The organism is Blautia caecimuris (genome assembly GCF_024622975.1).
Lineage (GTDB): Bacteria > Bacillota > Clostridia > Lachnospirales > Lachnospiraceae > Blautia_A > Blautia_A caecimuris.
In genome coordinates this window covers 1-14784 of the sequence record NZ_JANJZT010000050.1, presented here as the reverse complement: position 1 = coordinate 14784, position 14784 = coordinate 1, and the positions used below count along the sequence as shown (strand labels likewise).

13 protein-coding genes and 1 pseudogene are annotated in these 14784 nt (G+C 50.9%); all 14 read right to left on the bottom strand.

Annotated elements, in window-relative coordinates; translation table 11 throughout:
• Positions 1 to 35: 35 nt before the first annotated feature.
• Entirely contained in the window at positions 36 to 1937 is a 1902-nt protein-coding gene (locus NSA57_RS18255) for a C40 family peptidase (RefSeq protein ID WP_257465708.1), read from the bottom strand.
• Positions 1934 to 2959 (bottom strand): DNA cytosine methyltransferase, encoded by a 1026-nt coding sequence (locus NSA57_RS19850; protein ID WP_257465710.1) that lies wholly within the window; start codon positions 2957 to 2959, stop codon positions 1934 to 1936. Before NSA57_RS19850 ends, NSA57_RS18255 begins: the two co-directional genes overlap by 4 nt.
• A gap of 69 nt (positions 2960 to 3028) precedes the next feature.
• The gene (locus NSA57_RS18245; RefSeq protein ID WP_257465707.1) at positions 3029 to 3817 is read right to left on the bottom strand and encodes a hypothetical protein; all 789 of its coding nucleotides are present in this window, start codon (positions 3815 to 3817) and stop codon (positions 3029 to 3031) included.
• Between the two features lie 65 nt (positions 3818 to 3882).
• Positions 3883 to 4053 carry a hypothetical protein gene (locus NSA57_RS18240; protein WP_257465706.1) on the bottom strand — a complete coding sequence of 57 codons (171 nt, stop codon included), beginning with the start codon at positions 4051 to 4053 and terminating at the stop codon, positions 3883 to 3885.
• Positions 4046 to 6475 carry a VirB4-like conjugal transfer ATPase, CD1110 family gene (locus NSA57_RS18235; protein ID WP_330671383.1) on the bottom strand — a complete coding sequence of 810 codons (2430 nt, stop codon included), beginning with the start codon at positions 6473 to 6475 and terminating at the stop codon, positions 4046 to 4048. Before NSA57_RS18235 ends, NSA57_RS18240 begins: the two co-directional genes overlap by 8 nt.
• Positions 6393 to 6827 carry a PrgI family protein gene (locus tag NSA57_RS18230; RefSeq protein ID WP_257465705.1) on the bottom strand — a complete coding sequence of 145 codons (435 nt, stop codon included), beginning with the start codon at positions 6825 to 6827 and terminating at the stop codon, positions 6393 to 6395. The genes NSA57_RS18235 and NSA57_RS18230 overlap by 83 nt, the downstream gene beginning before the upstream one ends.
• 14 nt (positions 6828 to 6841) lie before the next feature.
• Positions 6842 to 7711 (bottom strand): VirB6/TrbL-like conjugal transfer protein, CD1112 family, encoded by an 870-nt coding sequence (locus NSA57_RS18225; protein ID WP_021739912.1) that lies wholly within the window; start codon positions 7709 to 7711, stop codon positions 6842 to 6844.
• 20 nt (positions 7712 to 7731) lie between these two features.
• A pseudogene (locus NSA57_RS18220) lies at positions 7732 to 7815 on the bottom strand (Maff2 family mobile element protein); the annotation flags it as partial.
• Positions 7816 to 7905: 90 nt separating this feature from the next.
• Positions 7906 to 9576 carry a recombinase family protein gene (locus tag NSA57_RS18215; protein WP_257465704.1) on the bottom strand — a complete coding sequence of 557 codons (1671 nt, stop codon included), beginning with the start codon at positions 9574 to 9576 and terminating at the stop codon, positions 7906 to 7908.
• Positions 9577 to 9774, bottom strand: coding sequence for a hypothetical protein (locus NSA57_RS18210; RefSeq protein WP_016289934.1), 198 nt, complete (start codon positions 9772 to 9774; stop codon positions 9577 to 9579).
• Positions 9775 to 10015: 241 nt separating this feature from the next.
• Positions 10016 to 11353, bottom strand: a complete 1338-nt coding sequence (locus NSA57_RS18205) for a virulence-associated E family protein (protein ID WP_160560457.1) — start codon at positions 11351 to 11353, stop codon at positions 10016 to 10018.
• Positions 11322 to 11966 carry a CHC2 zinc finger domain-containing protein gene (locus NSA57_RS18200; protein WP_257465703.1) on the bottom strand — a complete coding sequence of 215 codons (645 nt, stop codon included), beginning with the start codon at positions 11964 to 11966 and terminating at the stop codon, positions 11322 to 11324. The genes NSA57_RS18205 and NSA57_RS18200 overlap by 32 nt, the downstream gene beginning before the upstream one ends.
• A 65-nt stretch (positions 11967 to 12031) precedes the next feature.
• On the bottom strand, positions 12032 to 13612 hold the full coding sequence (gene mobQ, locus NSA57_RS18195) for a MobQ family relaxase (protein ID WP_257465702.1): 1581 nt from the start codon (positions 13610 to 13612) through the stop codon (positions 12032 to 12034).
• Between the two features lie 279 nt (positions 13613 to 13891).
• Positions 13892 to 14686, bottom strand: coding sequence for an MBL fold metallo-hydrolase (locus NSA57_RS18190; protein ID WP_016222232.1), 795 nt, complete (start codon positions 14684 to 14686; stop codon positions 13892 to 13894).
• Positions 14687 to 14784: the final 98 nt, after the last annotated feature.

Below are 14784 nucleotides of genomic sequence, written 5' to 3'. Positions count from 1 at the left end.
ACGGGGTAGTGCCTTTTTTTTCTGTCCCCCTTTCTTTAATCTACTTCTAACTTTCGTCCCTCTGGACGCACGATACCCACATGGGAAACGCCCGGTGTATCGTAAGTGCCGACGAAAAAGATCAGGTCGCCGGGTCTTGCGTTGGCAGAGGATACCGGGGTGGAAATATTATAGAGTCCCTGGGCTCCCAGCCTGCCCGTGTTGCAGACGCCGCTTTGCGTCAGCACCCAGGACACGAAGCCGGAGCAATCAAAAGAAGTGTTCGGATTGCTGCCGCCCCAGACATAGGGATAGCCGATGTACTTCTCCGCCTCGGTAATGAGCGCCGCAAAGGTTTCATCTTCCAGTGCGGAAGGCGGGATATCATAGGTGGTGGGCGGTTTGGTGTACTTGTCTACATAGCCGGAGCCGGGAAACAAATCTTCCCGGTTTCCCAGCGTTGCCATATAGACCGCATACAGGGAAAGCGTTTCTTCGTCCATGATGTAGACCGGCACATGGGATAGGTCGAAGTTTTCCAATTTTACCTTGCAGATATAGTAGTTATACGGTACTTCCACGTCATAGTCGTTTCCCTCGCTGTCTGTCCGTGTCTCCGTCCGATAGCGCACCTCCACTTCCACGGTCTGCGTCAGGATGTACTGCTTTTCAAAGAGCATTTGCAGCTCCGCCTGAACCTCGTCGATGGTGAACACCCCTTCATGGAACGCCGTGAGAATGGAGATCAGCACATAAGGGTCATGCTCGATCTCGTCCAGATTAAAACGGTATTCGTCATATCCGGGGTGCAGAGCCTCATAGTGGTCCAGCTCATATTGAAGCTCCTGCTCCAACTCGCAGTAGGCCGCCTCCGCAGCCAGCATATCCGCGTCCTCGGAGAGATAAGAGGAAGTGAACACGCCGCCCACGCCGGAGCCCGCCATCATGGAACAGGAAGATACCCCGCCAAACAGCAGAGCAACACAGGCGCCAATGCCAATCACCAACAGCACCGCCCGGCTATGGTGCTTGATGTAGAGGAATGTTTCCTTGAAGGCGTCCTTTACTTTCTGCGCCGCACTTCTCGCCGTGGCCGCTGTGTTCTTTGCGGTTTTCTCTGCCTGCCGCAGCTCCTTTGCATATTTCCGCTTGATCCGCTGTTTCTGCAGAAAGCGGGATACCGGGTTAGAAGCCGCCAATGCAGGATCATCATGCAGTGCCTTTTGGTAAAGGTAGTCGGCGTTTGCCTTGACCGAAGCCTGTTCTGCCTTCGCCGCGTCACGCCAGGGCTTTGTGCGGTGATGATGGATGGCGGCACGGACTTTGCCTTTTCCGTAGGCAAACCCGCGTTCCGTCAGCACCTCGCCCTTGTGTCCGGCCTCCACACCCACATTTTCCTGTTCCACCTCATGCACCTTCGCATGGGCGGCGTGGGCGATCTCATGGACCGGCCGGGAAAGCGGATTGTGCCGCAGGCGTCCATTGGGGCGTTTCTCCACTTCTTCAAAGTGAAGCTGCGTCTTGCCTTTTCCGGCTGTCTCGTCAAAAACACGCTCGGTACGGAGAATTTTCTTTGTGGGGATAGCGGCCTTTGCCGCGTCCAGCTGGTCCGCCGCACGGTCGGAACGGTCAATGTATTTCCCAAGTGCGGGATCGGCACGTTCTTCCTCGGTGAATTGCAGACGGGAGGACGGGCGCTGCCTTGCAGCAGAACCATCCTGCACTGCCTGGGTGTCAGCCTTTTCCGCCTTTCGTGTGCTTTTCTTCTCATGGTGCTCCGCCGCGCGCAGGGCAAGATCAGACGCAGCGCCAGCGGATTCTTCCGAAGAAGCGGACAGCTCCGTTTCCGGCTCCCGGCTGCTGATATGTTCCACCTCGCCCGTGGCAAGGTTTTCCGATACCGCACCGTCACGGGTCATTTTCTGCGTGATCTTATCGGTTGCTTTCAGTTCCCTCATAGGCAGTCACCTTCCTTTCCATAGGGGCAGAAGTCACCGCAGGTGCCATTCTCGATCATGGCGATATAGCGGAAAATGGGATAGGCCTGGGGCGGGCAGACCGCATTTCCCAATGTTTTCAGCCGCAGCGCCCGGTCATCCATGCGCTCGGTCATGCGGGGGATTCCTTCCGGTTCGGCGGCCCAGAGGATACGTCCGTCCATCCTTTCGGGAAGCCCATGAGCCATTCCACCCAATCCGGATTCAGCGCCGCCGTTTCGGACACCGGCCGCTCCTGGGAGATGATCTGCGCCGACAGGTTCCCGTCCTTCTTTGCCGGATCGAAGGCCGACGGCTTCAAGGTTGAGCGGAAACCGTCCGACGCCACCGGGGTCAGATAGAATACCGCCGCCGACAGGCTGAGGCTCCAGATCGCCCCGTTTCGGTTCCTCTTGCGGAATATCCCATTGTCCGACAGGAACACATCCAGGCTTGCCGCGTCCCTGGCGGTGTTGTTGTCGGAGGCAAGGGGTGTGGGAAACATCAGCCGCGACGATAAAAGTTCGCTGGCGCTCATGCCATGCGCCGACACCGCAAGCCGGAAATACGAATGGGAGAACAGCGTATCCCGCTTTTGCCAGGTCAAAGATCGTTTTGTCGAGCCCCATATTGATGAAGCCAGCAACATTTTCCCCAAGCACCCAACGGGGCCGCAGCTCGGTAATAACGCGGCACATCTCCGGCCACAGGTAGCGTTCATCCGCAAAGCCCTTCCGTTTTCCGGCGGTGGAGAAGGGCTGACATGGAAAGCCGCCTGAGATAACGGTAACTGTTTCAAGTCCTGTTTTTTCAAAAAACGCCTCCTTCGTGAAAGTAGTAATATCCCGGAACCTGGGAACATCCGGCCATCGTGCGGAGAGGACGGAGTGCGGAAAATCCGCCCACTCGCACTGGCAGACGGTTTCAAACCCGGCAGCCTCCGCCGCCAGGTCCAGACCGCCAATGCCGGAAAACAGGCTCACATGGGTCAGTTGAGTTGTTATTTTGTATTCACCTCCTGATTTTAGGGTATAAGAAAAGCGCCGCTTTATAGCGACGCTTGTTGATTGATATTAAACAATCAGTTCTTTATCCAAGTACTTAGTGTCAATAATTCGATTCCATTGCTCCTCAAAATATGGATTCAGTTTTTTTTGAATAGATACAGTTTCTTCAAATGACATTCGCATAGTCAACATCATCATTCGTAATCCGTGAAGCTGCGTTTCAAACCATTCGTATGTGGCGTTTTCTGCCAGTTCCCGAATTGTAGACCTTGAAACGAGGTAGTTATTAGGTGTGCCACTTGCAAATGCGCGAACTACATACAAGTAATTATTTTCAGAGGCATACCTTCGTGAAAATGTATCTCCGCCAATTTTATTCCATGGGGGAACATCCCCCACGGCTTGCCTATATGACTCGATTAGTTGTCCCTCTGCCTGTCTAATATGTTCAAGTCCTTCTTCACCTGCATAATTAGAAATGGGTATCCCTTTTGGAACTTCTAAAAATTTTCGATAAAGTGCTTCATTTCTGTGGACGATTGGCTGGGACATGGGTGATTGAACCAATATGGAATAGCCTAATCTTTCATGGCTCAAAAAGTAAGTTTCAATTTGTCGTACCTTACAAGCATTTTCCGCAATAGGCAATAGCCCATTATGCTGCTTAAACCTAACGCACAAATCTGATGCCAAACCAATATACAAAACATCCTTAGTGTAATAGTCCCAAAATGAATATATACCAGCAGAAGCCCATCCAAGAGAATCCATGGGAGAACAAATTTCATCAATGTTGTTTGCCATGAGTTCTTTTTCATCAAACTTATAGGAATCCATTATAATTGTTCCAAACATTCCCACGCACCCCCTACATATTTATAGTATATCACCTCAGCTTTCCAAAATATAGTGGCAGTCTACTAATTATTCTTACTGTGACAAGAAAATTCGCAAGTGCTTTCCAGCTCCGCAAGGACCGCCTCCATATCCGCCGTGACCGCCTTACTTCTGGCAATCAGCCGGTTCATCACATCAAAGAAGGTTTCGCCCTCCTGTTTTTCTTCCGTATGCAAATAGCGGGGATCATTCATGTTCGTTTTCTCCTTTCCCGGTTTCACCAAGTTTTGTCGTCATAATGCTGTAAAGTTCATTGTCCTTCGGGAAGTCATCCACAAAAGGCAGGATCACATTGCCGAAGAAGATCAGCCCCTCGCCGGGGCCTGCGTTGCTGATATGTGCCGCCTGCTGGTTGGAGATATTCAGGCGCTCACAGAGGATTTTTCTGTCTCCGCTGGCCTGGTTCAGAAGGTACACAAAATCGCTGTTTTCAAAGATATTCTCGCTCTCCGGGGAGGAAAGCAGGTCCTTGATGTTCTGCGTGATCCCCGTGGGGATACCGCCCCATTTGCGAAAGCGTTTCCAAATCTCCACGCTCCAAGAACCAACTTCACCGCGCAGAAGAAGGTGGAACTCGTCCACGAAGTACCAGGTGGATTTGCCCTGATCCCGGTTTTGGGAAACACGGTTCCATACCTGGTCCTGGATCACCAGCATACCCAGGCTTTTGAGCTGCTTTCCCAACTCCTTGATATCGAAGCAGACAATGCGGTTGTTGATATCCACATTGGTGCGGTGGTTAAAAACATTCAGACTGCCATGCACATACAGTTCCAACGCTGCCGCGATCTGCTGTGCCTCCGGCTCCGGCTGCCGTTTGATCTCGTCATACAAATCTTCCAGCAGCGGCATATTCTCCGGGCGGGGGTCTGCGATATAGGCGCGGTACACGATTCGCACGGCACGGTCAATGACCGTTTTTTCCACCGGCTCCAGACCGTTCCGGCCGCCTGCCGCCAGTTCACAGAACGACAAGATAAAGTCAGATTTCAACGCCAGCGGGTTATCATCCTCGCTGTAATTGAGGTTGATATCCATAGGGTTCACATACTGCGTGCTGGTAGGCGAGATTTTGATGACCTGGCCTTCCAGACGGTTCACCAGCGGAAAATATTCTGCCTCCGGGTCGCAGATCAAGATATCGTCCTTTGTGTTCAGGAACACACCCACGATGGAACGCTTTGCTGAAAAACTTTTGCCGCTGCCGGGTGTACCTAAGATCATGCCGTTGGGCGTTTTCAGCTTTTTGCGGTCAGCAAGGACCATGTTGCCGGAAGTGGCATTGAGCCCGTAGTAGAGAGCTTCGCCGCCGTGGAAAATCTCCTGTGTGGTGAAGGGAACGAACACCGCCACTGCCGAAGTGGTAAGTCCGCGCTGTATCTTAATGCGGTTGACACCCAGGGGCAGCGCCGACACGAAGCCGTCCTCCTGCTGAAAGTCCAGCCGCACCAGGGAGCAGTTATATTTCTGCGCCACGCTTGCCGCACGGAGAAGGTCATTCTCCAGCTTTTGCTTGCTGTCCGCAAAGTTCACCACCAGGAAGGTCATTAGGAACATTCGTTCATTTCTGCTTTGCAGATCACGGAGGATATTCTTTGCCTCGCCTGCGTAGGTGGCAAGGTCAGTGGGGATGATATCCATATCGAAACCTTCCCGCACCGCCTTTTTCTGTGCGTCGATCTTCATACTGTCAATGTCGGTGATCTTCCGTTTGACCGTTTTGATTGCCTCGTTCTGATCCATACTGCGGATATGGAGGCTGACAAGCAGCCCGCTATCCGTATCCAGCAGTTCGGTGAGCATACGGTCATCCATTTCCGGTGCGCTAATCTGCAGAAAAGATGCGGCACAGAATTTATCCGCCATCGTGAACTTCCTTGCTTCACCGAAGCGGAAAGAAGAAGGTGCGACAAAATCCTGGACCGACAGGCCGGAAGGGGCAAGCCAACTCCATTCAAAGGCAAACCGTTCTCCGTCCAGGTGCAGGATGCCGTGGAGCATTTCCAGCCACTCCTTGCCGCCAAGCTCCTTTGCCAGAGCGCCCATGACCTTGAAATGGTTGAGGGCGTCCATGACGATTCGGGAAAATCGTGCCCGTGCGGTTTTGCTGTCCCGTGCCTCGATGGTGAGGGTCAGGTACTTTGTTTTGATAAGACCGTTGTTGCCCCGTTCAAGCTGCTTGCGGAGCATTTGCGTGTAAAGCTCACGGATATGGTCGAAGTGATCTCCCTGCGCCGCGATCTCGATACGCTTCACAAAATCCTCCCGGTTCATGCGGCGGCTCACAAGGGAGAGCTGTATCCCGATAGAAGCGTCATGGGCGTTATACATATCGCAGAGGGCTTCAAAAATCGCCGTCTGATCGTCAGGTTTCGCAAGCTGATAATTCACATCCTCGAACTCGATACACTTCGACCAGGTGTGATCGTCCAGCTTGCACAGGCCGTCCGGGTACATCTGGCGGAACGGTAAGGTATCCTGTGCGGAATGTACCTTGCCGTCGCCTCTGGCGGTTTCCAGGATACGGCTGATCTCACGCTTTTCCGCGGCGGTTAGCTTTACCGTGGGTTTGGCCGCCTGCCGTGCCTGCGGCTCTGGCTTTCGCTTTCTGAACAATGGCTTTCACCTCCTTTTCCGCCTGGGCCTGCCGCTCCAAGGCTGCGTAGAAATTGTTTGTCCGGTAAGGCCGTTCCTTCGTCCGCAGGAACATACAGCGGATGACCTGTCCGGCCACCACCTCCAGGGGTTGACCATGCCGCTCATACATGGCGAGTAGAAAGAACGGGAGCATGACGATAATCATGCAGAACGCGGCGGCGCTGTTGCTGGCCGTGCGTCTGAGCAAAAAGAAAAGCGGTACTCCGATGAGTGCCGCCGCTCCGAAACATATAAGCTGCCGTTTGGTAAGCCCAAACAGCACTTTGGATTTTACTTTCGTCAAATCCTTTGGAATGGTTACATACGCCAATTTATCAAGCCTCCTTAATGCGCTCCGAACAGGCTCTTAGAGAGGCTGCCGGTCTTGAACAGGGCGAAGCACAGCAGAACCGTGTAGCCCATGCAGGCCCATATCGCACCTGAGATATTTCCGTCCGTGGCGATACTCTGTACCAAAACAGAGTAGATTCCCACGCACACCATGATTAGAAATGCCTGGAACGCCAATGCAAACAGGGATTTCAAGTAGTTCTGTCCTGTATGGCTCCAATCCCGGTTTGTCATAGTGGCAAGCGGAATTGGTCCAACGGAAGTTGTCAAATACACCTCGATCATGCGGCCGTAGATGACAAGCATGATACAGATGGAAAGGGCGTTCATGGTAAGTCCCACAAAAAGGGACTGAAACCACAGCCCGAACAGTTCTCCCGTGCCCAGGGCTTCAAGCTGCGCCTCCATATCCGTGATGACGCTGCTGATATCAATGGAGGTATTTCCGATGATGACGCCTGCGCTGCTGTTCACAACGCTTTGCCCCACATCGAAGATACCCATGACGATATTCCATGTGTTCGTCACAATGAGAACGGCACAGAAAGTTTTGAAAATCCACTTGAAGAACATCCAGGTATCTACATCGTGCAGATTGTTTTTCTCTGTCACAAGCTGGATCAGCTCATAACACATTACGAATGTCAGGATAACCCCGGCGATTGGAACGATCACCGTTTCAGAGAGGTTTCGGATCATAGAAAAGACGCCGCTGTTCCATGCCAGCGGCGTCTGTCCCACTTCACCGGCGATCTCGCCTACTTTGGTATTGACCGTATCGAACATGCCCGACAGGTTTCCCGTGATCCCCTCGATGAGCAGCCCTCGGAGCCATTCATCGAGTTTGTCGAGTATGCCGCCCATAAGCGATCACCGCCGGACGATCAACCGAACAGGCCGGAGAGCAGAGGTACAAGGGTGATGCCGATGAGGGCGACACCGCCGCCGGCCATCAACTGTTTTATCCCCAATTAGGTGTAAAACTCTGCTCGATGGCGGGCGGCGGCGTACAAAAAATCTATATGGTGTTTTTAAGAGAACCGTCCCGGCAGGACAGGTCAGGCAGTGACCTGTTCCACCTCCGGGATGGGTTTGAGATTAAAATGAATTTCGATAGAAATGTGTCTTGTTTTATCTTCGTCAATGCGCTCATGCACGACGATTTCTTTGATTAAGCGGTTAAGGGTGGCTGCGTCCAGCTCTGTGATGTTGGCGTATTCCTGAATAGCTTCCACCCACTGTTTTGCGTCATTGGCAAGCTGGACTTCATCGGACAGACGCTTCCTGCCCTCGGACACTTTGCTTTTAAGCTCCGTCTGCTCGGTCTGTGTCTTTTCCAGCATGGTGTTGAAATTCTGCTCACTGATACGCCCTGCAATCATATCCTCATAAAGCCGCATTACCATTTTGTCCAGAACCTCAATCCGTTCCTCGTCTCTTGTAAGGGAGCGTTCCATTGCTTCCCGCTGTTCCCGCTGCTCGGCTTCACAGGTATTGGTCAGGCGGTCGGCAACCGCTTCCCCGTCCATCAGGGCAGCTCTGGCACATTCCCGGATTTTCCGCAGCACATGGCTGTAAAGAGTGTCATAATCAATCCGGTGCTGGGTGCAGTGGTTCTTTCCAAAGGCATTGTAGGTCTTGCAGGAGTAAATCCGCTGGGGATGTTTTGCGTTTGTGTAGCGTATCGTCAGTGACTTCCCACACTCGCCGCATTTTATCAGTCCGGCAAACAGGCTGATTTCATTGGTCTGCCCCGGACGCTGGCGGGATTTCAGCTTGTTCTGCACAATATCAAAGCTCATGCGGTCAATCAGCGGTTCATGCTGTCCCTCCACCACAATCCAGTCCTCCGGCTTCTTTTCCCCAATCGTGCCGATTTTGAAGCGGTAGTCTTTTTTCTGGGAAGCAATCGCCCCGGTGTAGACGGGATTCATCAAAAGGTCTTTGATAACGGAGAAGTCCCACATATACCGCCCGTTTTCCGGGTCTTTCTTTTCCCATTTGGTGCGGGTATTGCGAAGCCCCCGTTCCCGGTTCCACCATGTGGGGCAGGGGATTTTTTCTTCCTCCAGCCGTCTGCGGATATAGTTCGGACCATGACCGTTTAGGGCATATCCGAAAATCAGCCGCACAATCGGGGCGGTTTCCTCGTCAATGAGCAGATGGTTTTTGTCCTCCGGGTCTTTCCGATACCCAAACGGGGCAAGACACCCGGTAAACTGTCCTTTCTGCGCTTTCAGAAGATAAGAGGAATGGACTTTCTTGGAAATATCCTTGCTGTACATCTCGTTCAGGATATTCTTGAACGGGGCAATGTCGTTGTTATCCCGCAGGGTGTCGATACCGTCATTCATGGCAATATAGCGGACACCGTTTCTTGGGAAAAAGTCCTCAATCAAATGCCCGGTTTGCAGATAGTTACGCCCCAGTCGGCTGAGGTCTTTCGTGATGACAAGGTTGATTTGCCTGCGCTCAATAGCTTTCAACATTCTCTGTAAATCAGGACGCTCCATATTAAGACCTGTGAAGCCATCGTCCTGATAGACTGCCACAACCCCCCATCCCTGCTTTTCGCAGTATTTTTCCAGCATATCACGCTGGTTTGCGATACTGGCACTTTCGCCTTGCAGGTCATCGTCTTTTGACAGTCTGCAATAGACCGCTGCACGATAGCCCCCGGCAAGTGCCGAACCGATTGTTCTGTATTCCATTTCGTTCATCATAGCCATTTACCCACACAATCCAGACGGTATCTGGCTCTTTTGAACCTCATCTTCATTATACTCCAAATCTTTCTTTTTAGCAAGATATTCTTTCGTATTTGTTTTGCCGTATTTCTGGGAAATCAGGCTGACGAACACATCGGTTGCGTCCAGCTCCCCGTCAAACACAGTGGTCACATGAATCTCTGTTTTGTTTTTTGCCATAGGCAGTTATCCTCCATACATGAAAATAGCCAGACAGAGGGTGTCGGCAACGAAGTCCGGCAACGGGCTTCAAAAGACCTTGCAAACAATCTCAATCTGGCGATGGTTACTATTTATACTTTTCTTTTATTTTTCTGTTGTTTTGGTTGTCATAGGGGAGAAAAGCCCGGAAATAAGGGATTTTCCCCGGCAACCGGCTCGGCAACGGGATAGCAACAGGGGGTGCAACGGGTTGTCATTTTCAGAATGGAAGCTCCATCTGTTCTGTGACCTCCACAAAACCGTCCATCGTTTTTTCAGACGGGTTGCCGGAGTCCGTTGCCGGGTTTTCACGCTCCCAGCCCTTCTGTCTGCCATATTCTGAAAACATTCTTGGGTTCGGGAAGTACCGCCAGCCGGAAATGCACTGGTTCATAATCTCGTTGATTTCCCGGATTTCCCATTGCTTCGGTTCGTCAAAGGCATGGTTCAAGGCTTCCTTGTAGAGCTGCTTGGAGCAGACCATGCTCCCGGTGTACTTATCAAGATACGCCTGTATCATCCCGGCTTTGGTGTCCTCCGGCATAAAATCCCGCTGGTGTTCTTTGAGATACCGCTGCATGGCGGGGCTGAAAGCCAGCTTGAACCTGCCGCTTCGGTAAATCTCCATCGCTTCCGCCCACATCTGCTCGATATAGGCTCTGGAAGCGGCTTCGTCCTCCAAAATGTGAACCTCGGCTTGCTCTGGGTACACCATGACGGGGATAAAGCGGCGGTTGCCGGAACGGTCAAGGGGCAGGAAGTCAAGGGCATTGGAAGTGCCGCCAAACACGCACTGACGGGGGCGGTCTGCCGGATGGGTTTCATAGGGTATCTTGTAAACCTCTTTCTGCCGGCTTAAAAATGACTTGATTTCCTCAATGCTCTTGGCGTTGGCGGTTGCCATCATTTCCGACATTTCAATAATCCAGTGACCTTGCAGCTTGCGGTACACATTGTCATCGTCCAGCTTCCGCAAATCATCGGAGAACCACTCGTCCCGGACTGCCAGCAGACGGAAGAATGTGGACTTTCCCGCCCCCTGACCGCCTACCAGACAAAGCATGATTTCAAACTTGCACCCCGGCTGAAAGGTTCGTGAGATTGCACCCAGCAGGAACAGCTTCAACGCTTCATAGGTGTAATCGTCTGCGTCAGCCCCCAGAAAGTGCCGCAGGCAGAAACGGATTCGTTCTGTCCCGTCCCACACAAGGGCACTTAAATAGTCCCGGATGGGATGGTACTTGTTTTCATTCGCCACAATCCCAATGGCGTTATCAATCTTTTTCTCATTGGTAAGCCCGTAGGTTTCTTCCAGATAAAGAAGCAGATACTTCATGTCCGTATCGTTCAGGGCGGTGCTTTCCCTGTGAAAACCGATAGGCTTTATGATGTCCTTGCGGTCAGTCAGGATGTTGTATGCGATAGCCCCGGAAAGCAGTGGGTCACGCTGGAATACGGTCAGGCAGTTCCGTATGCTCTGACGGACACCGCCTTTCTCGGTGGTTTCCAGCCCCGCCTTGATTTCCTCAATGCTCTGGGGCGGCTGCATGGCGTTCATGGTGTTTTTTAGTTCTTGCTGCGTCTGCGGCTGCAAGCTCTGCCATTCGCTGTTCAAGCTGTATCACATCCTTTCTGTAGCCCGTAATCAAAGCCGCTTTTTCCTCTGTCTCCCCGAACAGCAGCACATCCAGCAGATATTCCACTTGGTCTTGCTTCTGTAAGGCTTCCACAAACCGGGGATGAAAGGCTTCCTCCGGGGAGTGCGGGGCGTAGTCCGTTCTCCATGCCATCAGCAGATGGAGATAATCGGCAAGAATACGGAAGCAGCGGTTCTTTGCTTCCTGAAACTGTTCCTCTGGGGATTTCTGCCGGGGCTTTGGCTTTTTTGCCTTTCCCGGCGGTTTCCAGTCCTCATAGGAAAGCCCGAAGTCCTGTGCCAGTTGTACGGCGGCTTCTTTCTTTCCCAGCCCATACAGGGCGGCGGCAAAATCAATCACATCCCCATCCGCACCGCAGCCGAAGCAGTGGTAACGCCGATCCAGCTTCATGCTTGGGGTTTTATCGTTATGAAACGGGCAGCAAGCCATCCCGTTCCGCCCTACATGGATTCCATAATGCTCCGCAGCCTGTCTTGTTGTGACGGACTGCTTCACAGCTTCAAATACATTCAAATCTATCCCTCCTTGAAAATAAGAAAAGCACCTGACATTCTCTGATTGAAAATGGCAAGTGCCTGTTAAAGTTCCATATCCTGTTGTCTGTGTTTCGCCTGTGCCGGAGCGGTTCTTTGAGCCTTTTTCTCGTCTGCCTTATCCTGCAAGACTTCCTTGATGGGCTGCTTCTTGGGCGGCTCTTTGCTTTCCTCTGTGCCGGGGGTAGCTTTCCGTACCCAGTAGCGGATGTCCCGCAGCTTCTTCAAATCCTCCTGTACCTCGGTCAGCGGTACTTTCAGCTCTGCGATTTCTTCCAGAAGTGTTTCCTGCTCCTGTTGCAGCTCCTTTTGGGTGCTGTCCTTATCGTCTGGGTGCTTGGCAAGGTAGGCGGCAGCTTTCTCATACCGGGCAACCTCCGGGTGTTCCTGTTTGAATTTCTCCTTTGTTTTCTTAAAAAATATCTTCTGGTACTTCTCATAGACAGGCTTACATTCCTTGCAGTCTGTCCGGCTGGCAAGAATCCCGTCAATCACTTTGCTGCGGGCTTCCTTTGGCTTCATCTGATTGCGGTAATCTGCGGCTGATTTCCCGGAAGATTCCAGAAATGCTTCTAAGTCCTCCACAGTGGAAAGCCCCTTTTGCCGGAGATAGGACAGGGCTTCGCTGACTGCCTTTAAGTCCTGTGAAGTCCCCCGGTTCTGTCCAGCCCTTGTCCAGTCCTTCCGTTCTCCCTTTCGTATTTCCATATACTTCATCAGCAGATTTGGAAGAAAGACCGCTTCCTCCGCCGCTTTTTGTGCAAGCAGCTCTTTCCGTTTTTCGCCCAGCTCGGTAATCCAGCCTTTGAGGTTTTGGATAAGCTGCCGGATGGACTTCATCAGGCGGTTGGCGGCTCTGATTTCCCGGTTCAGATTGCCGATATTCGTCTGGATACCACGCTTTTCCATCTGCCGGACAGCAGCACCCTCATGGACAGTAGGGATAATATCAAGCCCCTGTCTGGCATAGGAACGCAAGTCCACACGCTCCGGGCGGTCATTGGCTTCCAGATAGCGGTTCTGGATGACCTCCCATTCATGCCGCCAGATTTCACAATACTTCTGGTCATTCCAGTCAACCGTATCCTCCTTGTGGCTTTTCCACCTGCCGGACGGAAGTTTTATCCGTTCCCCGTTTTCATCAAGGTCATAAACCTTGCGGCTCTTGGGAAGCCATTTCCCATGTTCGTCCATTGCCCTCATAGTCAGCAGGACATGGGCGTGGGGATTGTGTCCCGGCGGATGGGGGTCATGGATGGCAAAGTCAACGATTATGCCTTTGGAAACAAACTGCTGCTTACAAAACTCCCGGACAAGGACAGCGTACTGGTCAGGCGGTATCTCTCTGGGGATGGTAAGCACCCACCGCCTTGCAAGCTGGGAGTTCCATTGCTTCTCAACCGCTTCGGCGGCGTTCCATAAGGTATTGCGGTCTGCATACTCTGGCAGGGCATTTGCCGGGAGTAGGATTTCATTGTGGACGATACCACGCTTTTCCGGGTAGTGCTTCACTTGCTGGTCGTATTCACAGAACAGCTTTTCGCCGCTTTGGTAAGCAGCGGCAGCAACCGCAGACTGCCGCTGGCTGCGCTGCACAATCGTGATTTCGTTGTGTGGACAGGGCATTTCGTGTCCCTCCTTTCGGTAATTGGTGGATGGGGTGGCGTTTTACCACCTCATTTTGGGCAGAAAAAAGCAGGAGACCTTTTTCAGATTTCCTGCTCGGTGTGCCGCTGTGTGGGCGGCGGGTATTTAGTTATAAAAGTTCGGGGCAAGTTGACCCGATGTGTGTGGAATAACAAACTTGAATTGACCGAGCTGAAAGCGAGGGATGCTTCTTGTCCGAAGGGCAAGAAGATGGGCGGTGAAAGAACGATAAAAATTAGAATTTAACTTTCTAAAATATTAAATTTCAACACTTTCACCACAAGACATATAGTGCATATTACTCATTTGATGAGATAAATAGTCAAATGCTTTCTTCCCTGTACAATGACAAGTATAAAACTCAGTATCTTTATATTTCTGAAGTTCCGTTACAATGCCATTTAACAATTCTTTTGACACTGTTTTCTTTGTGAGCGGATTGAATAAATGGAAACCTCCAACGCAAAAATCAGGTTTATACTTTTCTGCTTCTTCCATTATATTGACAACACCAGTATGTCCACACCCCATAATAAGTACTACTTGATTTTCTGAAATAATCAAATTTTGCTCGTGTCTAAAATTATCTTTTCCATTTTCACCATAAAGAGCATTATTAGCAGGAGAATAAAATTTATTTGTTTTACTCACTGTAAACAATGATAATTCATCATCAATTTTATAATCGCCATCCAACAGTATCACCTGTCTATTTGACTTGAGTTTACTATCAATTCCAACAGGTATTTTAAAAAATAAAATTTTGCTGTAATGTGGTTCAAAAGCTTCTTTCTGTACATAAATATTAGCTAAAGAATTGACCTCTAAAAACTTTTTCAAAGCACCTCCATGGTCAAAGTGCCCATGTGAAACAATAACCGTATCCACCTTTGAAATATCAATATTTCTTCTAACTGCATTGTCAAACAATGTATTGTCTGGACCTAAATCAAATAAAATTTTATGTGTCCTTGTTTCGATATAAAGTGATAGTCCATGTTTTACCATACAATCTGATTTCGTTCTATTTTCTACCAATGATATGATTTTCATAAATTAACCTCTACAATTTCTAATTGAACAAAATCGCTACGCGATGGCCTGCCAAGGCTGTGGCATAGCGATTTTCTGTTTTCTATAACAAAACAGTG

Coding starts and splice junctions, on each gene's coding strand:
- mobQ (WP_257465702.1), bottom strand. CDS start 13,612: ATGCCCTGTCCACACAACGAAATCACGATTGTGCAGCGCAGCCAGCGG.
- NSA57_RS18205 (WP_160560457.1), bottom strand. CDS start 11,353: ATGAACGCCATGCAGCCGCCCCAGAGCATTGAGGAAATCAAGGCGGGG.
- NSA57_RS18255 (WP_257465708.1), bottom strand. CDS start 1,937: ATGAGGGAACTGAAAGCAACCGATAAGATCACGCAGAAAATGACCCGT.
- NSA57_RS18215 (WP_257465704.1), bottom strand. CDS start 9,576: ATGGCTATGATGAACGAAATGGAATACAGAACAATCGGTTCGGCACTT.
- NSA57_RS18225 (WP_021739912.1), bottom strand. CDS start 7,711: ATGGGCGGCATACTCGACAAACTCGATGAATGGCTCCGAGGGCTGCTC.
- NSA57_RS18190 (WP_016222232.1), bottom strand. CDS start 14,686: ATGAAAATCATATCATTGGTAGAAAATAGAACGAAATCAGATTGTATG.
- NSA57_RS18210 (WP_016289934.1), bottom strand. CDS start 9,774: ATGGCAAAAAACAAAACAGAGATTCATGTGACCACTGTGTTTGACGGG.
- NSA57_RS18245 (WP_257465707.1), bottom strand. CDS start 3,817: ATGTTTGGAACAATTATAATGGATTCCTATAAGTTTGATGAAAAAGAA.
- NSA57_RS18240 (WP_257465706.1), bottom strand. CDS start 4,053: ATGAATGATCCCCGCTATTTGCATACGGAAGAAAAACAGGAGGGCGAA.